This window comes from Bradyrhizobium sp. RT6a (assembly GCF_040547675.1).
Taxonomy (GTDB): Bacteria; Pseudomonadota; Alphaproteobacteria; order Rhizobiales; family Xanthobacteraceae; genus Bradyrhizobium.
Genome location: NZ_JBEPQC010000002.1, coordinates 1,488,145 through 1,509,965 on the forward strand (window position 1 = coordinate 1,488,145; position 21,821 = coordinate 1,509,965).

A 21,821-nucleotide genomic window follows, 5' to 3' on the forward strand; every position below is an offset into this window, starting at 1 on the left:
GAGACAGTCTGGATTGCTTCGCTACGCTCGCAATGACGGTGTTTGTTGTGGCAGCTCGCGAGGTAACTACGACGCCGCGCGCGACGCGTCGGCCGACAGCCGTCCGAGCAGCGATCTTGCCGTATCCGACGGCGAGAGCGAATCCACCGAGACGACGGGATCGCTGCGCATCTCGTGCTTACCGTTGGACGTGTGCCGCATCACCGCGGAGAGACGGCGGGCGATCATGTGCGCGGTGCGGAAGTCGGTCTCCGCGAACACGACGATGACCGAACCGTCCTTCTGCGCCACGCCAAAATCCATCTGCCGCATCAGGCGGCTGAGAATGCGCGCGGCATCGAGCTGGGCGCGGGAATTGCCGGGGTCGAAGGCGAAGCGCGCGACCGAGAGGCCGCCGCCGCGGGCCAGCGTCTGCTCGACAGCCTTGGCAAAATCGCGCGCAAAAGCTTCCACCGTGAGCAGGCCACTGCGCGGGTCGAGCCAGCCGCCGGCATCGATCGAGCGCAGCGTGCGGCTCAGCTGAGCTTCCATCGCGTGCTGGCGGATCAGGGGCAGTGCGTTGGCGGCGACTTTCGCCGGCTCGCCCGGGATCAGTTCGAGATTGGGCAGGTCGTAGGTCTGCGTCAACTGATGCGCGGTGAGGATCACGGGCAGGCTGCGGAAGCGGGTGTCCTCGGCGAGCACCGTGAGGAAGGCATCGGTCACGCGGGCGGTAAAACCTTCCGCGAGCACGACGCCGTCGAGGTCGCGGGTGTTGAGATGCTTGGCCGCGGCCTCGATGGAGAGCGCTCCGACGACGCCGACGCGCTCGCCGAGCGCGACCGAAAGCGCAGGGTAAGCCGCGCCGCGGCCGATCAGAAGCACCGTAGCATCGCGTGCGGGATCGGCCTCCGGCAGTGCGACCTTCACCTCCGGCAGCCGGCGCAGCACCGTGGCGTGGAGCGTGCGAATGCGCAGCGCGGCGCGAAGTCGCGCGATCAGGCGTTCGGAATGGCCGCCGCGCGAGGAGGAGAAAGGCAGGGCGTTGTGCGGGAGCGCGCCCGCCGCATCCAGCGCCACGAAGGGGAGGTAGGGTGATTGCTCCGCGATCTTCCTGGCGAGCAGCGCCAGATGCGGCTCGTGCCCGGCATGCATCGCGGCGAGAACCACGGCCGGCTGCACCTCTTCGACCGCGCGCGCCGCGCCGGCCCAGCCGGTGTCGATCACGGGGAAGAATCGCGCCTCGTCCAGCGCCGCAATGAAGGCCGGCCGTTCGCCATTGGACACAAACAGGATCGGGCCAGCCTGGGACATCGAGAGACTCTGATCACGCAACAGGTGCCGCGCAATCTAGTCCGGCCGCCTTAATGCAGCGTCAATGGAACGGTCGAAACTTCGCTTAGACCGGCCCGGATCGATCGCGAAAAGCTTCGACCATCAGGGGGTTAAGCCCGAGTTCGCTGAGCGCCTCGCGGGCGCGGGCATTGTCCTGGGCCCGGCCCGCGAGCCGGTGACCGGAGAGCCGGTCGGGCAGTGCGGTCAGCAGCGCGCCCTGGCCGAGCCGGCGCGCCCATTCCTGGAGGTCGTTGGAGAGGAAGCGGTAGCCGCCGACGGCCATGATCCCGGAGGGCGGCGCGGTGATGCAGATCGCGCCGCTGGGACGGTCGAGCCGCGCGGCATAGCCGGTATCGACATAGTCGCGTGGCGGCTGCGCGATCAGGGTGTCGCCGACCGGCGGCGGCGGGGCGTAGGCCGCGATCGGCACCATCGGGCCGCGCAGGCCGAGCGTGCCTTTCGGCGTCAGCAGAATCTCGCCGGCGATCGACGAACCCGACTGCTCGCGCGGCGCGCCGTGCGGTCCCGGCATCACCGGCACCGGCATGCCGTCCTCGCCACGCCGGGCGCCGAACAATCCGGCCTCGCCGAACAGATAGACGTCCGTGAACGGCGCGTGCGGCGCGATCCATGCTTCGCTCGCCGCCACCTGCTCGGGGGCACGCCACAGGCCGATGACGTTGCGCAAGGTCGGCATCCGCGCCGCCAGATCGGAATCGCCGAGCCGCTGGGCGAACTGCGCCGGCGCGATCAGCACGTCGCATTCGTGCGCGTTGATCTGCTGTTCCAGCACGTCGTTCTCGAACGGATGATGCAGCGCCAGTGTGCCGCCGCACAGCAGCCACACCGCGAGCGAGGAGGCGAGCCCTGCGAACGACATCGGCGTGAACGCCGCCATCACGGTCGCGCCTTGCCTGATGTCGGCTTCCAGCGACATCGCGAGCCCACCGGCGATCAGGCTGAAATGCGGCCGTGGCACCGGACGAAAGCCTTCCGCGGTGACGTCGAAGGAGATCATCGCCGCCTTGCGGCCATCCTGAATCACGGCGCGCGCGGTGCCGGGCGGACGGGCCAAGACGTCGTCGAGCGAGGCCATGCCTTCGGGCAGGTCGGTCCCGAAGCCGCAGACATGGCGGATCGAGAAGGCTTCCGCGGCCGCATGCATTGCGAGGTCGGCATAGTTGACGCCGTCGACCTTGCTCATGGTGACGATGGCGCGCGCCGCGGTGCGGTTCAGAGCGGCGGTCAGTTCGGCATGGCGCCAGAGCAGCGGCAGCACGGCGACGACGAGTCCCGCGCGATGGGCGGCGAGAACGGTGAGCACGAACTCGACCGTATTCGGCAGCTGGACGGCGATGACGGAATTGGCCGGCAGGCCTGATTCGACGAAATACGCCGACAGCGCCTCGATGGCCGTGTCAGCCTCGGCATAGCTCATCCGCCGCGGCTGGTGCCCGGTCACGCGGAACTTGTTCAGGGGGTCGAGCAGAGCGGTCGCGTGCGGCTGCCGCATCAGCGTGCGCTGAAACAACGTGTCGAGCGTCGGCGATACGGCTGGCTGGTTCACGGCGTCACTTTGCTTGATGAGCTTGCGGCTGCCCCTTCGACCACCAGGTCTCCGGCAAATAGCCGGACAGCGAGGTGGCCTCTGGCCGTTCTATCCGATTCCAGCGCGCGATCCATTGCTCGGATACGTTAAACAGGGGGATTGTATAGAAACCCGAGATCAAAGCGCGATCGAGCGCCCGCACTGCGGATACGAAATCCGTATGTTCACGGGCTTCCAGCAGTGCGGCGATCATCGCATCGACCGCGGGATCCCTGGCACCCATGTAGTTGCGGGTGCCCGGATTGTCGGCGGCAGCGCTCCCCCAGTAGAAATATTGCTCATTGCCGGGCGACAGCGACTGGTCCCAACGGTTCTGGATCATGTCGAACTCGTAGGCGAGCCGACGCTGGTCGAACTGCACGGGATCGACCGATCGGACGCTGGGCTCGATGCCGGCGCGCCTGAGGTCGCGCTGGAAGGCAAGCGCGACGCGTTCCTGGTCGCGGGTCGTGACCAATACCTCGAATGTGAAGGGCGCCTTGGTCGCGCGGTTCCGCAGCACGGTGCCGTCGAGATCGTAACCGGCCTCCGACAACAGCTTCAGAGCCGCGCGTAGCGTGGTGCGGTCGCGCCCAGAACCGTCGGTCACCGGCAGGCGGTAGCTGCCGTCCAGGATGTCAGGCGGGATCTGCGCGGCGAACGGCCTGAGCAGCTCGCGCTCGCGCGCATCGGCGGGATGGCCATACGCTGACAGGTCCGAGCCGGCAAAATAGCCAGCGACGCGCGAGTAGAGGTTGAAGAAGTAGTTGCGGTTGACCAGCTCGAAATCGAACAGCAGCGTCAGCGCCTGGCGCACGCGGATGTCGGCGAAGATGGCACGCCTCGTGTTGAACACCAGAAATTCGGAAGGTTGCGGCACGCCCGGCTTGAAGGTGTCGCGGATCACATCGCCATTCTTCGCCGCGGGAAAGTCGTAGCCGTCGTGCCAGCGCAGCGGCTCGTGCTCGATGCGGAAATCATAGAGGCCGCGCTTGAAAGCTTCGAACTGGCCGTTGGCCTCGCGAAAATAGTCGAGCCTGATCTCGTCGAAATTGTAGAGCCCGCGATTGATGGGGAGGTCACGGCCCCAATAGTCGGGATTGCGGGTGAGCGTCACGCTGGCACCGGGCCTCACTGCGGTGACGCGATAGGGGCCGGAGCCGACCGGGCCCGTCAGCGTCGTCTCCTCGAACGTCGCGACGTCGACCGCATGTTTCGGCAGGATCGGCATCAGGCCGAGGATCAGCGGCAGTTCGCGGTCATTGGCGCCCGCAAGGTCGAAGCGGACGGTGAGGGGATCCGGCGCCTCGGCACTTGCGACTTTGCCGTAATATTGCCGGTGGTTGGGACGGCCGTGGTCGCGCAGTAACTGCCAGGAGAACAGCACGTCCTCGGCGCGGACCGGCTTGCCGTCGGAGAAGCGGGCGCGGGGGTCGATGTGGAACGTGACAAAGCTGCGCTCGTCATCGGTCTCGACCGATCTGGCGAGCAGGCCGTAGAGCGTGAACGGCTCGTCATTGCCGCGCGCGAGCAGACTCTCGACCACGTAGTTCCGTACAGGCTGCACGGCCAGTCCCTTGACGATGAAGGGATTGAGGCTGTCGAAGGTGCCGAGAACGCCCCAGGTCAGCCGGCCGCCTTTGGGGGCGCCAGGGTTGACGTAGGGCATGTGGGTGAAATCGGCAGGCATCGCCGGCTTGCCGTGCATGGCGATGGCGTGGGCTTCCCCGGCCCCTGCACCGCTTGCCGGAAGCCCCAGGGCGAAAGCCAGGACACAAAGGCGGACGCAAAGACCCACTGGGCGGCCCTCGAGAAGGCGCTGGAACATGAACATCTGCACACGTTGATTCGAGGACCGGGCGGGCCTGAATCCTATCACAGGGATTTTCCCCGGGGCCCACGCCGGCACGCGGCCAAAGACGGTTGTCGGCATTGATCTTTTCGTCGGCCACGTTAAGAAGGCACGCAATCGCGCAAGAGCGCCGAGCCCGTCACTTATCCGCCTCATTTGACGGGGAGAGAGCCGCGCCCAACGCGGCCAGGCTCGGTGCGTCGAAGCGGTTCGGGCACTTCCCGTTCAGAAAGGGTTTTCCGCAATGAATTTCCGTTACTTGGCCGCGTCCGTCCGGCCGCGCGGGCGACTTCTCGCCTTGTTGACGGCGACGGCGTTGGCCGTCCCGTTTGCCGCCGAGGCCCAGGCTCCCGCGCCAGCTCCGGGCGCGCCCGCGCCCAAGGCTGCCCCGAAGGCCGCTCCGAAGGCTGCCCCAAAAGCGCCGGCGCCGGCCGCTCAGGCACCCGCCCAGCCGGCTCCCGCCCAACAAGGAGCGCCGGCCCAGCAGGGTGCGGCCCAGCCGGCCGATCAGCAGATCCAGCTGATCTATGCCCCCTGGACCAAGTTCTGCCTCAAGGGCCAGGACGCCAATGCCAAGCAGGTCTGCTTCACCGGCAAGGACGGTCGTATCGAGTCGGGCCAGCCGGTCATCGCGGCCGTCATCATCGAGCCGGAAGGCGAGCCGAAGAAGATCCTGCGCGTGACGCTGCCGCTCGGCATGCAGTTGGTGCACGGTACCCGCATCATCGTGGACAACAATCCGCCGTTGCAGAGCCCTTATGTGATCTGTTTCCAGAACGGCTGCATGTCCGACTACGAGGCCACGCCCGAGTTCATCAACAACATGAAGAAGGGCCAGAACCTCGTTGTTCAGGCGATCAATGCGAACGGCGCACCGCTGACCTTGCCGCTGCCGCTCGCCGGCGAATTCCAGAAGGCCTATGATGGTCCGCCGACGGATCCGAAGGTGTTCGAGGAAACCCAGAAGAAGCTCCAGGAAGAGCTTCAGAAGAAGGCTGACGAGCAGCGCAAGAAGCTCGAGCAGCAGGGCACGCCGCCCGCCGGCCAGAAGTAATCGGGACCCGATCCCGGACATGAAAAAGGCGCTCGGTTTCGAGCGCCTTTTTGTTGGCCAGTTGATGGCTGCGAAAACTCAGTTCAGCGACGGATTGCGCGGGCGGTAACCGCCGGTCTTGTCCTTGACGAAGATCTCGGCGACCTGGGAATGCCGGACCGGCTCGCCGGAATCATCCGGCACGAGATTCTGTTCGGAAACGTAGGCGACGTATTCCGACTCAGCGTTCTCCGCTAGCAGGTGATAGAACGGCTGGTCCTTGTGGGGCCGCACCTCCTCGGGGATCGACAGCCACCACTCTTCGGTGTTGTTGAATTCCGGATCGATGTCGAAGATCACGCCCCGGAACGAAAAGATCCGGTGGCGCACGACCTGTCCGATCTGGAATTTGGCGGTCCGCGCTTTAATCATTCCCCGTCGATAGACCAGGATTGTGGCCGATGCTAGTGCCCTGATCTGGAATTAACCCGCGGTTGCGGGGCAGATAGCCCCCCAATGTTCAGAAAACACTTCATCAATGGTCGATATCCTCAATCTGGCTCTACCTTATTTCGGCTTGATCTTCGTTGGATTCGCCTGTGGCAAGGTCAAATCCCTGCCGGAATCGGGCCTCGCCTGGATGAACTTCTTCCTGCTCTATGTGTCGCTGCCGGCGCTGCTGTTTGCGATCATGTCGAAGACGCCGTTCTCGGAATTGAACAACCCGCCGTTCCTGGTCGCGACCACGCTGTCGACAGTTGCGGCGTTCACACTCGCGCTGGTCGTCGGCAAAGTTCTCGGCGGGCTGACGCTGCGCGAGGCGACGCTCGCCGGGCTCTCCGGCGGCTATGGCAATATCGGCTACATGGGACCGGGGCTGGCGCTCGCCGTGCTCGGGACCAAGGCCTCGGCGCCGACCGCGCTGATCTTCTGCTGCGACAGCATCTTCCTGTTCACGATCGTGCCGCTGCTGATCGAGCTCTCCGACCGCGACCATCCCTCGATCGTGCATGCCTTCGGCGTGGTGCTGAAGCAGATCGTGCTCAATCCGCTGATCATGTCGGCCTGTTTTGGCGCGGCCTTCGCATCGCTGCATATCGAGATGCCCGTCGCGCTCGATCGCACCATCACCTTCCTCCAGAACGCAGCCGCCCCGACCGCGCTGTTCGTGCTCGGCGTGACCGTGGCGCTTCGTCCGTTCGATCGGGTCCCGTGGGAAGTGCCGGGCGTGATCGCGGTCAAGCTCCTGATCCACCCGCTCGCAGCGTTCGGCCTGATGCTTGCGTTCGGCCCGTTTGCGCAGCCCTGGGCCGCGACCGCCGTGCTGATGGCCTCGCTGCCGCCGGCGCTGAACGTGTTCGTCATCGCCCGGCAGAACGACGCCTGGATCGAATCCGCCTCCGTCGCGGTGCTGCTTGGGACGTTTGCGTCCGTAGTCACCCTGACCAGCGTGATGTGGGCGATCCAGACCGGCCGGCTGGCGTTTCCGTAAGCGGCCTATCGCCGCCAAGTCGGCGTCAGGCCTTCGCGCATCGCAAAGCGGCGGAGCGGGCCGATCGCACCGAGCAGGTGCATGCCGACCGCGCGGACCGGCTGGAGCGGCAGGAAATCGTTGAGCAGAGAGCGGTTGGCGATGTCGATCGCAAAGGTCCGGCTCAGGATATCCGGACGCCGTGCCCGGTCGTAACGCTTGAGCACGTCTGCTGTGCCAGGATCCTGACCGGACGCGATGGCCTCGCCCGCAAGCCGCGCAATGTCGGCGGCATCGCGGAGGCCGAGATTGAGGCCTTGGGCGCCGATCGGCGGAACCACATGGGCGGCTTCGCCGACCAGCGCGATGCGATCGCGGCCAAAGGATTTGGGACGTTCGATCGCCAGCGGGAACAGATGGCGGCCCGGCTCGACCGTCATGCGTCCGAGGATCGAATGCGACTGCTTCTCGATCGCGGCGGACAATTCCTCGTCGCTCAGGCCACGAAGCCGCTCGGCGTCCGCAGGCGCCGAGACCCAGACGACGCTGGAGCGATCGCCGGGCAGGGGCACGAACACGCAAGGGCCCTGCGGCGTGTGGAACTCGGTCGAGACGTTGCGATGGGGCCGCGCGTGGCCGACGTTGAAGGTCAGCGCAGTCTGGGTCAGTTCGCGCCGCGTCACCGCGATGCCGGAGGCTTCGCGGCACAGCGAATGCCGGCCGTCGGCGCCGACCACGAGGCGGGCCGAGAGAAATTGCGCAGCGGCGGTGCGGATCGCGACGTCATCGGCTTCGATGACGACAGTTTCGGCCTCGTCGTCGAAACGGACGAGACCGGGCAGTTCGGCCGCGCGCGCTTCCAGCGCCAGCATCAGCGAGCGATTGTCGATGTTGTAGCCGAAGGCATCCAGGCCGATTTCGTGGCAGGAGAACCGGACCTCGGGCGCGCGGAAGAGCCGACCGGTGTCGTCGACGAGCCGCATGATTTCGAGCGCGGCCGCCTTGTCCTTGCAGCGCGGCCAGACGTCGAGGCTCTCCAGCAGATCGACGGAGGCACCGAGTAGCGCCGTGGTGCGATTGTCGGCATAGGGCACGCGACGCGCCACCAGCGCGGTCCGTGCGCCCGCCTGCGCCAATGCGATGGCCGCGCCAAGTCCCGCCGGTCCGCCGCCGATCACGGCGGCGTCAAAGAGTGTCGATGCATCTGTCATGGAACGACATTGGACACGCCCCGCGGCAAATTCAAGCCCAGTCATATTTCCCTGATTTTATGACGAATTGTGCGACCGGGCGCCGCAATGGCTTATGTGCAAATCGGTGTCATTCTGATAGCAGAAGCCATGGACAGCCAAGAGGATTCCCTGAAGCCCAGGCCCGCGATCCGCGCCGCTGCCTTCTCGGTGCACATCTTCACCGCGTTCGGTGCGGCGATCGCGCTGCTGGCGATGCTTGAGGCCGTGCGCGAGCACTGGGCGGCGATGTTTCAATGGCTGGGCGTCGCCCTCATCATCGACGCGATCGACGGGCCGATTGCGCGCCGGCTCAACGTCAAGGACGTGCAGCCGAACTGGTCGGGCGACGTGCTCGATCTCGTGGTCGATTTCGTCACCTACGTCTTCGTGCCGGCCTATGCGATCGTGGCCAGCGGCCTGCTGCTGCCGGTCGCTGCTCCCTTGCTCGGCGTCGCCATTATCGTCACCAGCGCATTATATTTCGCCGATCTGCGCATGAAGGCGGACGACAATCATTTCCGCGGCTTTCCGGCGCTGTGGAATGCGGCGGCGTTCTATCTGTTCCTGCTGCACTGGCCGCCGCTGCTGTCGACGCTGCTGGTCGCAAGCCTGGTGGTGCTGACCTTCGTGCCCTTCCATGTGCTGCATCCGGTGCGCGTCGTGCGGCTGCGCTGGCTGACGATGACGCTGATTGCGATCTGGGCTCTGCTCTCCTTCTACACGCTGCAGATGGACTTTCGCGTCGGCACCGGCGTGACTGTCGCGCTCTGCGCGATCGCACTCTGGATCAGCTTCAGCGACGCATTGATACGGCTGACAAGATCCTTCGCATGATGCACCTGTTGACCAGCCCCGAAGCCTGGGCCGCGCTCCTCACCTTGACCGCGCTCGAAATCGTGCTCGGGATCGACAACGTCATTTTCCTGTCGGTGATCGTCTCGCGCATTCCCGAGAAGCAGGCGCACCGCGCCCGCCAGGTCGGCCTCGCGCTGGCGCTGATCTTCCGCATCATCCTGCTCAGCCTCCTGGTCTGGCTGATCGGCCTGACCGCCCCGGTGCTTTCGTTTTCGGGCTACGGCTTCTCGTGGCGCGACCTCATCCTGATCGGCGGCGGCCTGTTCCTGATCGCGAAGGCGACGCACGAGATCCACGGCGAGGTCGAAGCCGATGACGGCGAGGGCGACGCGAGGTCGCCTCGTAGCGCTTTCTTCTGGGTCATCGTCCAGATCGTGATCATCGACATCGTGTTCTCGCTGGACTCGATCATCACCGCGATCGGCATGGCGCAGGACATCGAGATCATGATCGCGGCCGTCGTGATCGCCTGCGTGATCATGTACATTTCGTCCGGACCGGTGTCGCGATTCGTCGCGGAGCATCCGACCACGAAAATGCTGGCGCTGGCCTTCCTGGTGCTGATCGGCGTGGCGCTGGTTGCGGACGGATTCCAATTCCACATCCCGCGCGGCTACATCTATTTCGCGATTGCGTTCTCGGCGGCGGTCGAGTTCTTCAACGTGCTGGCGAAACGCAACCGCAGGAACAGCCGCAAGCCGTCGGTCTAGACGTTCCAGCCGGCGTCGAGTTGACAAGGCGGGCGCGATGTCTTTCGCTGGCCCGCCAGAAGAGGAGGTCAGGTGATGACCAAAGCCGTCCGTGTGCACAAGGTCGGAGGCCCCGAAGCCCTGGTCTATGAGAGCGTCGATGTTCCGGCGCCCGGGCCCGGCGAGGTGCGCATCCGCCAGCATGCCGTCGGCCTGAACTTCATCGACGTCTATTACCGCACCGGCCTCTACAAGGCGCCGGGGCTGCCCTTCATCGCCGGCAACGAAGCCTCGGGCGAAGTCGTCGCGGTCGGGCCGGGCGTGACGAATTTCCATCCGGGCGACCGTGTCGCCTACTACCACAATCTCGGCGCCTATACCGGGGAGCGCAACATCCCCTGGGAGCGGCTGGTCAAGCTGCCCGACCACATCACCTACGAGCAGGGCGCCGTGCTGATGCTGAAGGGGCTGACGGTCTGGTATCTGCTGCACAAGACTTTCAAGGTCGAGCCGCATCATCGCGTGCTGATCCATGCCGCGGCGGGAGGCATCGGCTTGCTCGCCTGCCAATGGGCGAGGGCAATGGGCGCCCACGTCATCGGTACCGTCGGCTCGCGCGAGAAGGCTGCGCTTGCCGAGGCCAATGGCTGCGACCATGTCATCCTCTACAACGAGGAAGACTTCGTTGCGCGCGTCAAACAGATCAGCCGCAACGAGGGCTGCGACGTGGTCTATGACGGCGTCGGCAAGGCGACGTTCCCGGGCTCGCTGTCTTGCCTGAAGCCGCGCGGGATGTTCGTCTCCTTCGGCAATGCCTCAGGCCCGGTGCCGCCATTCTCGATCGCCGAACTCAACACTCACGGCTCGCTGTTTGCGACCCGGCCCAAGCTCAACGACTATATCGGTACGCGCAAGGAGCTGCTGGAAGGCGCCGACACGCTGTTCGCCGCCGTCATCAACGGCAAGCTGCACGTGCCGATCAACCATGCCTACGCGCTTAAGGACGCCGCCAAGGCGCATATCGATCTCGAAAGCCGCAAGACCACCGGCGCATCGATCTTGAAGCCGTAATTCACCGTCATTGCGAGCGAAGCGAAGCAATCCAGAATCTTTCCGTTGAGGCGGTCTGGATTGCTTCGTCGCTGCGCTCCTCGCAATGACGAGCTTACGCCACCCGCCGTGCCGCGCCGGCTCTGGTCAAGATCCCATCGAGACAATCGATCATCTCGGCGATCTCGGCCCGTGTGACGTTCAGCGTCGGCATAAAGCGCAACGTGTCGACCTGCGGCGCGTTGAGGAGCACGCCGGCCTCGAATGCCTGGGCGACGATGCCGGGTGCGATCGGCAGCTTGAGGTCGAGCGCGAGCAGGAGCCCGCGGCCACGCACTTCGCCGAGCCCGTGCCGCGCCGAGACCTTCTGCAATTCGCTTTCGAGCAGCAGGCCGGTTTCGGTCGCCGTCTTCAGGAACTCCGGCTTGCTGACTTCGTCGAGCACCGCGAGCCCCACCGCGCACATGATCGGGTTGCCGTTGAACGTGCCGCCCTGGTCGCCGTGCTCGAAGCAGGCGGCGCGTTCGGTCGCGAGCAACGCCGCGAGCGGCACGCCGCCACCGATGCCCTTGCCGAGCGTCATGATGTCGGGCGCGATGCCGGTGTGCTCGTAGTGGAAGAGCTTCCCGGTCCGGCCCATCCCGGTCTGGATCTCGTCGAAGATCAGGAGGAGGCCGTGCGCACCGGTGAGGGCGCGCAACTCCTGCAAGAACTGATCGGTCGCCGGCCATACGCCTGATTCACCCTGGATCGGCTCGAGCATCACGGCGACGGTGTTGTCGTTGATCAGCTTTTCGACCGACGCAATGTCGTTGAGCTTCGCCTTCTTGAAACCGGCGACCTTCGGCTCGAACAACGGCTCAAAGGCCTTCTTGCCTGAGGCCGACATCGTCGCCAGCGTGCGGCCGTGAAAGCCGCCCTCGAAGGTGATGATCTCGAACGCGCCGCCTCGATGGATGCTGCCATATTTGCGCGCGAGCTTGATCGCGCCCTCGTTGGCTTCCGCGCCCGAATTGGCAAAGAACACCTGGTCGAACGCGCTGTTTGCGACAAGCTGCTCAGCGAGCTTCAGGCTGGGCTCGTTGTAGAAGGCAGGGCTCGGCGTCAGCAGCCGCTTGGCCTGCGCGGCAAGCGCGTCGGCGATCGCGGGCGGGGAGTGGCCGAGGCAGTTGACGGCCCAGCCCTGCACGAAATCGAGATAGCGCTTGCGGCTGTCGTCCCAGAGGTAGGAGCCGGCCCCGCGGACGAACACGGTCTTGGGCCGTGCGGTGATGTCCATCAACGCGGCATACGGATGGGTGGCGTTGGTCATGTCGAACTCCTCTGGAGATGGGTGGAAAGGCCGCGGGAAAAGCAAAAAGGCCGCACCTTGCGGGTGCGGCCTTTTCGAGAACGGGGCTGAACTTAGTGGTTCAGCGGCGTCGTCGGACATGGCGCACCCTCTCATCGTCGCGGAAGCGACGGCGGAGCATTTCGGTGCGCTGATGGGTCCGAGCGTTGATCATGGGGCGCGGCAATACATGCGAATGGCACGGCTTGTCAAGCGGGCGCTTTACAGGCCACACGCGCAGCGTGCATGGGGTAGGTGAAAGATGCTCGCCTGGAAACCATTACGTCCCTAGCGCGTTTGTGATCACAGCACGCGAATTGGTTCGAACCGAACGCATGACGGTTCGGACCAAGAGGGGCGGGACCAACCAGATTGTTTTTAAAGCCTTGTCCGACACGCCTTATCCGATCGACCTCGACAGCATTCGCGGCGCGTTTCCGCCGGGCATCGAGGCGCCGTCGCTGTTGCTGGACTTCGCCGGATGGCTGAACGGGCGCCCCTGGGGCAGCGTCGGCTGCTTCTCGCTGCAGGGCCAGTTTTCCGATCAGGCGCCGATTGTCGACGGCAGTCCCTTGCGCGACCGGTTTTCGCTGTTCATGCGGCTGCCGGATGGCTCGGCTGTTGGCGGCTGGTATGGCGCGGGTCTCGACCGTGACAATCCGCCGATCGTGGGGCTTGGGTCCGAGGGCGATTACGAGCTGCTGGCGCCGAGCCTCGATGGCCTGCTCGCTAAACTGACGTCGCAACAATTCGACAAGGCGTGGCACGATCTGCTGCCGCACGACGAAGTCGAATGCCACACGGTCGAGCTCGCGCAATGGCTCACCGGGCGGCTGAGCGGGGAGATCGCGGCGCCCGATGACGATCCGTCGGAGCTGCCCGACTTTCGCGGCTTCATGGAAAAATGGAGCCGGGATCGCGAAGACTACTGGGCCAATCATCGCTTGATGGCCGAACTCGGCTGGCGCCTCGCCGCGCATCTGCCGAAGGGCAAGAAGCCCTGGGACAAGACGAGCTTCGAGATCGCGATCGTCGGCAGGCAATACCAGGCGCGCGTCCTGACGCGCGGACCGCAACCGTTCGAGGAAGCCGCCTCAATCGAATCCCTGCTGCGCGATCTGCGCGAGGAGATGCGGAAGGCGCAGCCCGAGCTCGGGCTGTGGTACGCGATGAAATTCGGCCTCTATGCCGACGGCCGCGTCATGCCGAACTTCGAATACGACATTCGCCCGAGCATCGACGGCGAGCCTGCGAATCTGTCGGAGGCGCAAGCTGATCTTGCCCGCGCGCCGCGGCCGGAGCGCTGGGTGCCGAAATGGCTGGCGGGATCCTGAAGCTCGGAATCCCGCGATGCTGCCGCCCAGCCGGCGCGTCGAAATCTTCCGCTGTCGCGCCATCTTGACCTCGCGGGAACGGTACCTTCGATCCCCCTTGACTTAGAGCGCGCTCGAAGGGGTATCTGTACGTGCGTCAGTACGAGAACGGGCACACATGAAGATCGGCGACCTCGCAAAACGAACCGGCCTATCGACGCACACGCTGCGTTACTATGAGCGCATCGGGCTGCTGCCATACGCTGACCGGGATCGCTCCGGCCAGCGTGACTTTGACGCATCGATCCTCAGATGGATCGAATTCCTCGGTCGGCTCAAGACCACGGGAATGCCGATCCGGGACATGTTGCGTTACGCGGCGCTTCGTGACGAAGGCGACGCTACCGGGACATCCCGGCGGCGGATCCTGGAAGTCCACCGCAAACAGGTGCGCACGCAGATTGCCGAACTCCAGGAATGCCTGCTCGTCCTTGATACCAAGATCGCCGGCTATGCCAGCGACGAACAGAGGACGAAGGAAAATGACGCACGCCCAAACACAAGACGCAAGCCGGTTCGATCGCGGCCAGCGCGCCCTGTCACGCATTGACGGCAGCGCCGGCGAAAAGGTCGTCGCTTCACTCGCCGACATCGCGCCGGATTTCGCACGATACGTGATCGAGTTTCCGTTCGGCGACATTTACTGCCGCCCCGGCCTCGGCCTGCGCGATCGAGAGATCGCCACGATCGCCGCGCTGACGGCGCTCGGAAATGCCGCGCCTCAGCTCAAGGTGCATATCGAGGCGGGTCTGAACGTCGGGCTGTCTCGCGACGAGATCGTGGAGATCATCATGCAGATGGCCGTCTATGCGGGCTTCCCGGCGGCGCTGAACGGGCTGTTCGCAGCCAAGGAAGTGTTCGCCGCGCGTGACGAACAGCAGGCGTCGGGAGAAGCGAACGGCGAGCGTGATGCTGCCGTAGCTTAGCGATGACCCGCTCCCTTTCCCGCTTGCGGGAGAGGGAGCAGCGAGTTCGTGGCTGCAACGGCCGCGTCAGCGGAAGATTAGAATCCCGCGACGCTGCCGTGCAGGTCGTATTGATCGGCGCGTTCGATTTTCGCGGTGACGATCTCGCCGACGCGCAAGGGGCGGCGGCTCGACAGGTAGACGGCGCCGTCGATCTCCGGCGCATCGGCCTTGGAGCGGCCTTTTGAGACGGTCGGGCCGACCTCGTCGATGATGATCTGCTGGCGCGTGCCGACCTTGCGCTTCAGCCTGCGTGCGGAAATCTTCTGCTGGCGCGCCATCAGCGCATTGTAGCGCTCCTGCTTGATCTCTTCCGGCACGGGGTTCTCGATCGCGTTCGCGGTCGCGCCGGCGACCGGCTCGTACTTGAAGCAGCCGAGCCGATCGATCTCGGCTTCGTCCAGCCAGTCGAGCAGATGGGCGAAATCGGCATCCGTCTCGCCGGGGAAGCCGACGATGAAGGTCGAGCGGAGAGCGAGATCGGGACATTGCTCGCGCCAACGCTTGATGCGCGCCAGCGTCTTGTCCTGCGCCGCCGGGCGCTTCATCGCCTTCAGCACCTCGGGGCTTGCGTGCTGGAACGGGATGTCGAGATAGGGCAGCACCTTGCCCTCGTTCATCAGCGCGATGACCTCGTCGACATGCGGGTAGGGGTAGACATATTGCAAGCGGACCCAGGCGCCCAATTCGCCGAGCTCGCGCGCGAGGTCGATGAATTTGGCCCGGACCTGGCGATCCTTCCACGGGCTCTCGGCGTATTTGAGATCGACGCCGTAGGCCGAGGTGTCCTGCGAGATTACCAGCAGTTCCTTGACGCCGGCGTCGACCAGGCGTTCGGCCTCGCGCAGCACGTCGTTGGCCGGACGGGAGACGAGATCGCCGCGCAGCTTCGGAATGATGCAGAAGGTGCAGCGGTTGTTGCAGCCCTCGGAGATTTTCAGATAGGCGTAGTGGCGCGGTGTCAGCTTGATGCCCTGCGGCGGCACCAGATCGAGATGCGGATTGTGGGCGGGCGGCAGCGCGCGATGCACGGCGTCCAGCACGCTCTCATATTGCTGCGGGCCGGTGATGGAGAGCACGCCGGGATAGGCCTGCTCGATCTGCTCGGGTTCCGCGCCCATGCAGCCGGTCACGATCACCTTGCCGTTCTCGGCCATGGCCTCGCCGATCGCCGAGAGCGATTCCTGCTTGGCGCTGTCGAGGAAGCCGCAGGTGTTGACGATGACGATGTCGGCGCCGTCATGCTTGCGGGCGAGCTCGTAACCCTCGGCGCGCAGGCGCGTGATGATGCGCTCGGAATCCACCAAAGCCTTGGGGCACCCGAGCGACACGAAGCTGACCTTGGGCGCAGCCGTCTGATCCATATCCAAATCTGCCTGATTGACAGGGTTGAGCTAGTCCCAATTGCCCATAATTACAACCCTTTGCAGGGCCTGAGGGCATGCTATGGATGAATCACTGGTGGTGAGTGAGCAATGAGCGCCGAACAGTCGCCCAAAATCGTGATCGTCGACGAAAGCCCGATCCGGGCTGCGATCCTCGAGGAAGGGTTGCGGGAGGCCGGATTCACGCAGATCGTCCATATCAGCGAGATGCAAAGCCTGCTCGCCCGTATTTATGCGGTCGACCCTGACATCATCCTGATCGATCTGGAAAACCCCAGCCGCGACGTGCTGGAAGCGATGTTCCAGGTCAGCCGCGCCGTGCGGCGCCCGATCGCGATGTTCGTCGATCAGAGCGATTCATCCTCGATCCAGGCTTCAGTCGAGGCGGGGGTCTCCGCCTACATCGTCGACGGGCTGAGGAAGGAGCGCATCAAGCCTATCCTCGACCTCTGCGTGTCGCGCTTCAATGCCTTCGCAAAACTCCAGGAGGAGCTGGAGCGCACCAAGTCGCAGCTCGAGGATCGCAAGGTCATCGAGAAGGCCAAGGGCATCCTGATGAAGGTGAAGGGCCTGACCGAGGACGAGGCCTATGTGCTGCTGCGCTCTACCGCGATGCGCGAGAAAAAGAAAATCGGTGAGATCGCCCAGTCGATCATCACCGCGTCGGAGATGCTGAAATGACCGTTCCCCTCCGCATCGGTTTCATTCCGCTGGTCGATGCCGCAGCGCTGATCGTCGCCGTCGACAAGGGATTTGCCGCGGCCGAAGGGCTCGAGGTCGAACTGGTCCGCGAGGTCTCCTGGTCCAACGTCCGCGACAAGCTCAATATCGGCTTGTTCGACGCCGCGCATCTGCTCGCGCCCGTCGCGATTGCGTCCTCGCTCGGGCTCGGTCATGTCAAGGTGCCGATCGCGGCGCCCTTCAATCTCGGCATCAACGGCAATGCGATCACGGTCTCGCCGGCGCTTCATGCCGCGCTGATGGAGGAGATCGACGGCGACCGCTTCGATCCGCTCGCCACGGCAAAAGCGTTGGCGCGCGTGGTCGCCAAGCGGCGTAAAGCGGGGGCCGATCCGTTGACCTTCGGTATGACCTTCCCGTTCTCGACCCACAACTATCAATTGCGGTTCTGGATGGCGGCGGCCGGCGTCGATCCCGACGAGGACGTGCGGCTGGTGGTGCTGCCGCCGCCCTATATGGTCGACAGTCTCGCCAACGGTCATGTCGATGCGTTCTGCGTCGGCGCGCCCTGGAATTCGATCGCGGTCGATCTCGGGATCGGCCACATCCTGCATTTCGTCTCCGACATCCTGGCCCATGCGGCGGAGAAGGTGCTGGCGCTCCGCCAGGTCTGGGCCGACAAGAATCCGGACGTGGTCGCGAGCCTGGTGCGCGCGGCGGTGAAAGCCGCGGAGTTCATCGAGTATCCGGAAAACCGGACCGAAGCGGCGCAGATCCTGGCGCAGCCCGAGCGGATCGGCGTCGATGCCGAAGTCATCCAGCGCACCCTCACCGGGCGCCTCAAGATTTCGCCGGACGGCACCGTTCGCGAGAGCGGCAGCTACCTTCTGGTGGGACGTGAGGAAGCAGGGCGCCCCGATCCGGTCCAGGCCGCCTGGCTCTATGCGCAGATGGTGCGCTGGGGGCAGACGACGCTGACGCCCGACGGCGTCAAGACGGCCATGGCCGTGTTCAGGCCCGACCTCTACGACGGCGCCCTCGGCCGCCAGCCCCCCGGCCAGGCCCCCGCGGCATTCGGCGCATTCGCCGGGCCGGCTTTTGATCCCGCCAATATTCGGGGTCATCTTGAGGCCTTCGAGGTGGGTCGCTGGAAGGCGTGATTCGGGCCTGCATCGTTTTTGAGCGCTGGGGATCCGCGTCTAAATTTTAGGCCGACTGCTCGAATTTCGTAAGAGCTCCAGGGCCCTGAGTTCCCTTTTGTGCTCTTAGCTGCTTGATACTAGACACATTTTCATTTCGTCAAAGCTGGCACGCAAATTGAATGTTGCAGTGCGGCCAGCCTGTCACAGATGCCTGCTGCGCCAGTCCCCAGCAACGAAGCTGATCGGACCGTTGGGTGCGCAGCCGGCTCTCGAGCCAGCCGAGCTCCTCGCGGGTCGTGCACTTTCCGTCGATACCACTCAGGTGGCCGCAGGAGCTTCGTTACTGACCATGAAAATCGACACCGTCTCAGTCGACTTTACCGACGACCAGAAACGCTACCTCGAAGGCTTCACGACCGGTCTGCAGATCAGTCGCGTCGGTCGCGGTCTTGGCGGCGGCGCCGGCAAGGCGAACGCCGAGCCCACCGGTCCCGATGCCGTGCACATCAAGGCGCAGGACAAGGTCATCGCGGCGGGCAAGAAGCTCGCCGACCAGGAGAAGGTCAAGCGCGACGAGCATCCCTTCGATGCCTATCCGCGTCTCCGCCAGCAGGCGCTCGACAATACGCCGCCGAGTCCGGCGGACAATTTCCGCTGGCGCTATTACGGCATCTTCTACGTCGCGCCGACGCAGGACTCCTACATGTGCCGTCTGCGCATTCCGAACGGCATCATGAAGCACTGGCAGCTGGCCGGCCTTGCCGATCTCGCCGATGAAACGTGCGGGCCCTACAGCCACGTCACGACTCGCGCCAATCTGCAGCTTCGCGAGATCCCGCCGAAGAACGCCGTGAAGCTGATCGAAGGCATTCAGGACTTAGGCCTGTGCTCGCGCGGCTCCGGCGCCGACAACATCCGCAACGTGACGGGAACGCCGACGGCGGGCATCGACCCGCAGGAGCTGATCGACACGCGGCCTTATGCGCGCGAGTGGCACTACCACATCCTGAACGATCGCTCGCTGTATGGCTTGCCGCGCAAGTTCAACGTCGCCTTCGACGGCGCCGGCAGGATCGCCGTGCTCGAGGAGACCAATGATATCGCCTTCACGGCATATGAGGTGCAGGACGGCTTCGGCGTCGAGCCCGGGATCTGGTTCCGCCTCGGCCTCGGTGGCATCACCGGCCACAAGGACTTTGCCAAATATTCCGGCATCGTCGTCAAGCCTGAAGACGCCACCGCCGTTGCCGACGCCATCGTGCGCGTGTTCATCGAGCACGGCGACCGCACCAACCGCAACAAGGCGCGGCTGAAATACGTGCTCGACGCCATGGGCCATGACGGCTTTCTCAAGATCGTCGAGGAACGGCTGAAGACACCATTCACGCGCGTGCCGGAAGAGGCGTTTGCGCCGCGGCCGGCCGCGGACCGCATGGCGCATATCGGCGTGCACAAGCAGAAGCAGGACGGCTTGAACTGGATCGGCGTGTCGCTGACGCTCGGCAAGATCAGCAGCGATCAGATGCGGGGCCTCGCCAAGGTGGCGCGGGACCTCGGCGACGGCGAGATCCGTCTGACCGTCTGGCAGAACCTGCTGATATCAGGGGTGCGCGACGAGAATGTCGAGCTTGCCATCGCGGCGATCAAGCAGATCGGGCTTGCGGTCGAGGCTTCGCACATCCGCGCCGGCCTGATCGCGTGCACCGGCAATGCCGGTTGCCGCTTCGCCGCCTCCAACACCAAGCGCCACGCCGCCGAGATCGGCGACTGGTGCGAGCCGCGCGTCGAGATGGACAAGCCGGTCAACATCCACGTCACCGGCTGCCACCATTCCTGTGCCCAGCATTACATCAGCGACATCGGCCTGATCGGGGCGCGCGTGCCTGTCAACGAGGAGGACACGGTGGAGGGCTATCATCTCTTCACCGGCGGCGGGTTCGGTCCTGACGCCGACGTCGGGCAGGAGGTCTATCACGACCTCAAGGCCGAGGACGCGCCGAAGACAGTCGAAGGACTGCTCAAGGCCTATATCGCCCATCGCTCGTCTTCCGACGAAACCTTCCTGTCCTTTGCGCGCCGCCACGACGGCGAGACGCTGCGCAAGCTTGCCGATGCCGAGGTGTCTTCATGAACCAGATCAGCCCTCCGCCGAAACTCGACATCATTCCCACGAGCGCCCCGTTCTCCGACGCCCAACGCTCCTGGCTGAACGGCTTCTTTGCCGGGCTGCTGTCGCCTGACGCGGCCGCGCCGCTGTCGGCCGAGCAGGGCGCCGCGGTCATGCAAGCCGGTGATGGTGACGACGGTGAAGCGCCTTGGCACGACCAGACCATGCCGATCGCCGATCGGATGAAGCTCGCCGAAGGCCGTCCCGTGCGGCGCAAGATGATGGCGGCGATGGCGCAGCAGGATTGCGGGCAGTGCGGCTACAATTGCCACGACTATTCGGAGGCGATCGCGAGCCGCAGTGAAGCGCGGCTCAACCTCTGCGTCCCCGGCGGCAAGGAAACCGCGCGGATGCTGAAGTCGCTGCACGAAGAGCTGGACAAGGCGCCGGCGGCCAAGGCTGGCGACAAGGCGTCCGACAAGGTCGACGCGGTGGCGGCCCCCGCCGTGACCGTGACGATCGCCGAGCCCGGCCGCTCGCGCGACAATCCTGTTGCGGCGACCTTCCTGTCGCGCCGTCTTCTCAACAAGGGAAAGTCGGAGAAGGAAACCTATCACGTCGAGTTCGATCTTTCCGAGAGCAAGCTCGACTATGTCGTCGGTGACAGTTTTGGCGTGTTCGCCCGCAACGAGCTCGGCCTCGTCGACCAGGTCATCGCGTTGCTCGGTGCCTCCCACACGACGAAGGTCAACGGCAAGACGCTGCGTGAGGTGCTGATCGACGACGTTTCGCTCTCGCCGGCGCCCGACACGCTGTTCGAACTGCTCTCCTTCATCACCGGCGGCGCGCAGCGCGAGAGGGCACGGGCACTGGCGCAGGGCGAGGATCCCGATGGCGACGCCGCCGCGCTCGACGTCATGGCTGCGCTGCAGAAGTTTTCGGGTACGCGGCCGCATCCTGAAGCCTTCGTCGAGGCGCTTGAGCCGCTGCAGCCGCGGCTCTATTCGATCTCGTCCTCGCACAATGCGACGCCTGGGAAGCTTTCGCTGACGGTCGATTCCGTGCGCTACGTGATCGGCAAACGCAAGCGCATCGGCGTCGCCTCGACCTTCCTCGGCGAGCGCATCGCCGAGGGCGAGAAGCTCAAGGTCTATGTGCAGAAGGCGCACAATTTCGGCCTGCCGCAGGATCCGAAGACGCCGATCATCATGATCGGCCCCGGCACCGGCATTGCGCCGTTCCGTGCCTTCCTGTTCGACCGCAAGGCGACCGGTGCGCCCGGCAAGAACTGGCTGTTCTTCGGCCACCAGCGCAGCGATTGCGACTTCTTCTACCAGGAGGAGCTCAACGCGATGAAGACCTCGGGCCTGCTCACGCGCATGTCGCTGGCCTGGTCGCGCGACGGCGAGAAGAAGTTCTACGTGCAGGACCGCATGCGCGAGGTCGGCCGCGAGCTATGGACGTGGCTTGCCGAGGGGGCGCATCTCTACATCTGCGGCGATGCCAAGCGCATGGCCAAGGACGTCGAGCGCGCGCTGGTCGATATCGTCGCCCAGTTCGGGGCGCGTTCGACCGACGAAGCCGTCAGTTTTGTCGCCGAGCTCAAGAAGACGGGCCGCTTCCAGGCTGACGTCTACTAGCTGTCATCCCACCGTCATCCGAGCCGGTTCCAACTGGCTCGGATTTGAACGAATAAGATTCTCGGAACCTGCGGGCGGGTAGAATTTGCTCCTGCGATGCGGGGTTTTCAGAGA

The 21,821-nt window shown here is 64.8% G+C and carries 19 protein-coding genes; 12 read left to right on the forward strand and 7 right to left on the reverse strand.

Going from position 1 to position 21,821, the window contains the following annotated elements:
* Window positions 1–66: 66 nt before the first annotated feature.
* The 3 genes from ABIC03_RS17125 to ABIC03_RS17135 all read right to left on the reverse strand — a co-directional run bounded on the left by ABIC03_RS17125 (window position 67) and on the right by ABIC03_RS17135 (window position 4,736).
* A complete protein-coding gene (locus tag ABIC03_RS17125) occupies window positions 67–1,293 on the reverse strand; it encodes a GGDEF domain-containing protein (protein ID WP_354059359.1) in 1,227 nt (408 codons plus the stop codon).
* A gap of 85 nt (window positions 1,294–1,378) precedes the next feature.
* Window positions 1,379–2,881 (reverse strand): AMP-binding protein, encoded by a 1,503-nt coding sequence (locus tag ABIC03_RS17130; RefSeq protein ID WP_354059361.1) that lies wholly within the window; start codon window positions 2,879–2,881, stop codon window positions 1,379–1,381.
* Between the two features lie 4 nt (window positions 2,882–2,885).
* The gene (locus ABIC03_RS17135; RefSeq protein ID WP_354059676.1) at window positions 2,886–4,736 is read right to left on the reverse strand and encodes an extracellular solute-binding protein; all 1,851 of its coding nucleotides are present in this window, start codon (window positions 4,734–4,736) and stop codon (window positions 2,886–2,888) included.
* 262 nt (window positions 4,737–4,998) lie between these two features.
* Here ABIC03_RS17135 and ABIC03_RS17140 point away from each other — a divergent pair, with 262 nt between their 5' ends.
* Window positions 4,999–5,808, forward strand: coding sequence for an invasion associated locus B family protein (locus ABIC03_RS17140; RefSeq protein ID WP_275171120.1), 810 nt, complete (start codon window positions 4,999–5,001; stop codon window positions 5,806–5,808).
* A 78-nt stretch (window positions 5,809–5,886) separates the two neighbouring features.
* Here the strand turns inward: ABIC03_RS17140 and hspQ are convergent, their stop codons facing one another.
* The gene (gene hspQ / locus ABIC03_RS17145) at window positions 5,887–6,219 is read right to left on the reverse strand and encodes a heat shock protein HspQ (RefSeq protein ID WP_027518019.1); all 333 of its coding nucleotides are present in this window, start codon (window positions 6,217–6,219) and stop codon (window positions 5,887–5,889) included.
* A 106-nt stretch (window positions 6,220–6,325) separates the two neighbouring features.
* Between hspQ and ABIC03_RS17150 the strand changes: the two genes are divergently transcribed.
* Entirely contained in the window at window positions 6,326–7,279 is a 954-nt protein-coding gene (locus tag ABIC03_RS17150; RefSeq protein ID WP_354059364.1) for an AEC family transporter, read from the forward strand.
* Window positions 7,280–7,284: 5 nt separating this feature from the next.
* Here ABIC03_RS17150 and ABIC03_RS17155 read toward each other — a convergent pair whose 3' ends face one another.
* A complete protein-coding gene (locus tag ABIC03_RS17155) occupies window positions 7,285–8,469 on the reverse strand; it encodes a UbiH/UbiF family hydroxylase (protein WP_354059366.1) in 1,185 nt (394 codons plus the stop codon).
* A gap of 87 nt (window positions 8,470–8,556) precedes the next feature.
* Here ABIC03_RS17155 and pcsA point away from each other — a divergent pair, with 87 nt between their 5' ends.
* The 3 genes from pcsA to ABIC03_RS17170 all read left to right on the forward strand — a co-directional run bounded on the left by pcsA (window position 8,557) and on the right by ABIC03_RS17170 (window position 11,105).
* On the forward strand, window positions 8,557–9,324 hold the full coding sequence (gene pcsA, locus ABIC03_RS17160) for a phosphatidylcholine synthase (protein WP_354059368.1): 768 nt from the start codon (window positions 8,557–8,559) through the stop codon (window positions 9,322–9,324).
* On the forward strand, window positions 9,321–10,055 hold the full coding sequence (locus ABIC03_RS17165; RefSeq protein WP_275171116.1) for a TerC family protein: 735 nt from the start codon (window positions 9,321–9,323) through the stop codon (window positions 10,053–10,055). The genes pcsA and ABIC03_RS17165 overlap by 4 nt, the downstream gene beginning before the upstream one ends.
* Window positions 10,056–10,130: 75 nt before the next feature.
* Window positions 10,131–11,105, forward strand: a complete 975-nt coding sequence (locus ABIC03_RS17170) for a quinone oxidoreductase family protein (protein ID WP_247499072.1) — start codon at window positions 10,131–10,133, stop codon at window positions 11,103–11,105.
* A 94-nt stretch (window positions 11,106–11,199) separates the two neighbouring features.
* Here the strand turns inward: ABIC03_RS17170 and ABIC03_RS17175 are convergent, their stop codons facing one another.
* Window positions 11,200–12,396 carry an acetylornithine transaminase gene (locus ABIC03_RS17175; protein WP_354059371.1) on the reverse strand — a complete coding sequence of 399 codons (1,197 nt, stop codon included), beginning with the start codon at window positions 12,394–12,396 and terminating at the stop codon, window positions 11,200–11,202.
* Between the two features lie 404 nt (window positions 12,397–12,800).
* Between ABIC03_RS17175 and ABIC03_RS17180 the strand changes: the two genes are divergently transcribed.
* The 3 genes from ABIC03_RS17180 (at window position 12,801) to ABIC03_RS17190 (ending at window position 14,713) form a co-directional block, all read left to right on the forward strand.
* Window positions 12,801–13,748 carry a hypothetical protein gene (locus ABIC03_RS17180; RefSeq protein ID WP_354059678.1) on the forward strand — a complete coding sequence of 316 codons (948 nt, stop codon included), beginning with the start codon at window positions 12,801–12,803 and terminating at the stop codon, window positions 13,746–13,748.
* Window positions 13,749–13,905: 157 nt separating this feature from the next.
* Complete coding sequence (locus tag ABIC03_RS17185) at window positions 13,906–14,337, forward strand: MerR family transcriptional regulator (RefSeq protein ID WP_354059373.1); 432 nt, start codon at window positions 13,906–13,908, stop codon at window positions 14,335–14,337.
* Window positions 14,270–14,713 (forward strand): carboxymuconolactone decarboxylase family protein, encoded by a 444-nt coding sequence (locus tag ABIC03_RS17190; protein ID WP_275171113.1) that lies wholly within the window; start codon window positions 14,270–14,272, stop codon window positions 14,711–14,713. The genes ABIC03_RS17185 and ABIC03_RS17190 overlap by 68 nt, the downstream gene beginning before the upstream one ends.
* 77 nt (window positions 14,714–14,790) lie before the next feature.
* Here ABIC03_RS17190 and rimO read toward each other — a convergent pair whose 3' ends face one another.
* Entirely contained in the window at window positions 14,791–16,116 is a 1,326-nt protein-coding gene (rimO, locus tag ABIC03_RS17195; RefSeq protein ID WP_354059375.1) for a 30S ribosomal protein S12 methylthiotransferase RimO, read from the reverse strand.
* A gap of 111 nt (window positions 16,117–16,227) precedes the next feature.
* Here rimO and ABIC03_RS17200 point away from each other — a divergent pair, with 111 nt between their 5' ends.
* The 4 genes from ABIC03_RS17200 (at window position 16,228) to ABIC03_RS17215 (ending at window position 21,707) form a co-directional block, all read left to right on the forward strand.
* Window positions 16,228–16,818: an ANTAR domain-containing response regulator gene (locus tag ABIC03_RS17200; protein ID WP_106944809.1), complete on the forward strand. Its 591-nt coding sequence runs from the start codon at window positions 16,228–16,230 to the stop codon at window positions 16,816–16,818.
* Window positions 16,815–17,978, forward strand: a complete 1,164-nt coding sequence (locus ABIC03_RS17205; RefSeq protein WP_354059377.1) for a CmpA/NrtA family ABC transporter substrate-binding protein — start codon at window positions 16,815–16,817, stop codon at window positions 17,976–17,978. Before ABIC03_RS17200 ends, ABIC03_RS17205 begins: the two co-directional genes overlap by 4 nt.
* 331 nt (window positions 17,979–18,309) lie before the next feature.
* Window positions 18,310–20,091, forward strand: a complete 1,782-nt coding sequence (locus ABIC03_RS17210) for a NirA family protein (protein ID WP_354059379.1) — start codon at window positions 18,310–18,312, stop codon at window positions 20,089–20,091.
* Entirely contained in the window at window positions 20,088–21,707 is a 1,620-nt protein-coding gene (locus ABIC03_RS17215; protein ID WP_275171109.1) for a sulfite reductase subunit alpha, read from the forward strand. The genes ABIC03_RS17210 and ABIC03_RS17215 overlap by 4 nt, the downstream gene beginning before the upstream one ends.
* Window positions 21,708–21,821 lie beyond the last annotated feature (114 nt).

What these genes read in the sequence shown, in the direction of transcription:
- ABIC03_RS17170 (WP_247499072.1), top strand. Translation starts at nt 10,131, where the DNA reads ATGACCAAAGCCGTCCGTGTGCACAAGGTCGGAGGCCCCGAAGCCCTG.
- ABIC03_RS17150 (WP_354059364.1), top strand. Translation starts at nt 6,326, where the DNA reads ATGGTCGATATCCTCAATCTGGCTCTACCTTATTTCGGCTTGATCTTC.
- ABIC03_RS17175 (WP_354059371.1), bottom strand. Translation starts at nt 12,396, where the DNA reads ATGACCAACGCCACCCATCCGTATGCCGCGTTGATGGACATCACCGCA.
- rimO (WP_354059375.1), bottom strand. Translation starts at nt 16,116, where the DNA reads ATGGATCAGACGGCTGCGCCCAAGGTCAGCTTCGTGTCGCTCGGGTGC.
- ABIC03_RS17210 (WP_354059379.1), top strand. Translation starts at nt 18,310, where the DNA reads ATGAAAATCGACACCGTCTCAGTCGACTTTACCGACGACCAGAAACGC.
- ABIC03_RS17200 (WP_106944809.1), top strand. Translation starts at nt 16,228, where the DNA reads ATGAGCGCCGAACAGTCGCCCAAAATCGTGATCGTCGACGAAAGCCCG.
- ABIC03_RS17190 (WP_275171113.1), top strand. Translation starts at nt 14,270, where the DNA reads ATGACGCACGCCCAAACACAAGACGCAAGCCGGTTCGATCGCGGCCAG.
- ABIC03_RS17215 (WP_275171109.1), top strand. Translation starts at nt 20,088, where the DNA reads ATGAACCAGATCAGCCCTCCGCCGAAACTCGACATCATTCCCACGAGC.
- ABIC03_RS17140 (WP_275171120.1), top strand. Translation starts at nt 4,999, where the DNA reads ATGAATTTCCGTTACTTGGCCGCGTCCGTCCGGCCGCGCGGGCGACTT.
- ABIC03_RS17135 (WP_354059676.1), bottom strand. Translation starts at nt 4,736, where the DNA reads ATGTTCATGTTCCAGCGCCTTCTCGAGGGCCGCCCAGTGGGTCTTTGC.
- ABIC03_RS17165 (WP_275171116.1), top strand. Translation starts at nt 9,321, where the DNA reads ATGATGCACCTGTTGACCAGCCCCGAAGCCTGGGCCGCGCTCCTCACC.
- pcsA (WP_354059368.1), top strand. Translation starts at nt 8,557, where the DNA reads ATGGCTTATGTGCAAATCGGTGTCATTCTGATAGCAGAAGCCATGGAC.
- ABIC03_RS17185 (WP_354059373.1), top strand. Translation starts at nt 13,906, where the DNA reads ATGAAGATCGGCGACCTCGCAAAACGAACCGGCCTATCGACGCACACG.
- hspQ (WP_027518019.1), bottom strand. Translation starts at nt 6,219, where the DNA reads ATGATTAAAGCGCGGACCGCCAAATTCCAGATCGGACAGGTCGTGCGC.
- ABIC03_RS17205 (WP_354059377.1), top strand. Translation starts at nt 16,815, where the DNA reads ATGACCGTTCCCCTCCGCATCGGTTTCATTCCGCTGGTCGATGCCGCA.
- ABIC03_RS17125 (WP_354059359.1), bottom strand. Translation starts at nt 1,293, where the DNA reads ATGTCCCAGGCTGGCCCGATCCTGTTTGTGTCCAATGGCGAACGGCCG.
- ABIC03_RS17155 (WP_354059366.1), bottom strand. Translation starts at nt 8,469, where the DNA reads ATGACAGATGCATCGACACTCTTTGACGCCGCCGTGATCGGCGGCGGA.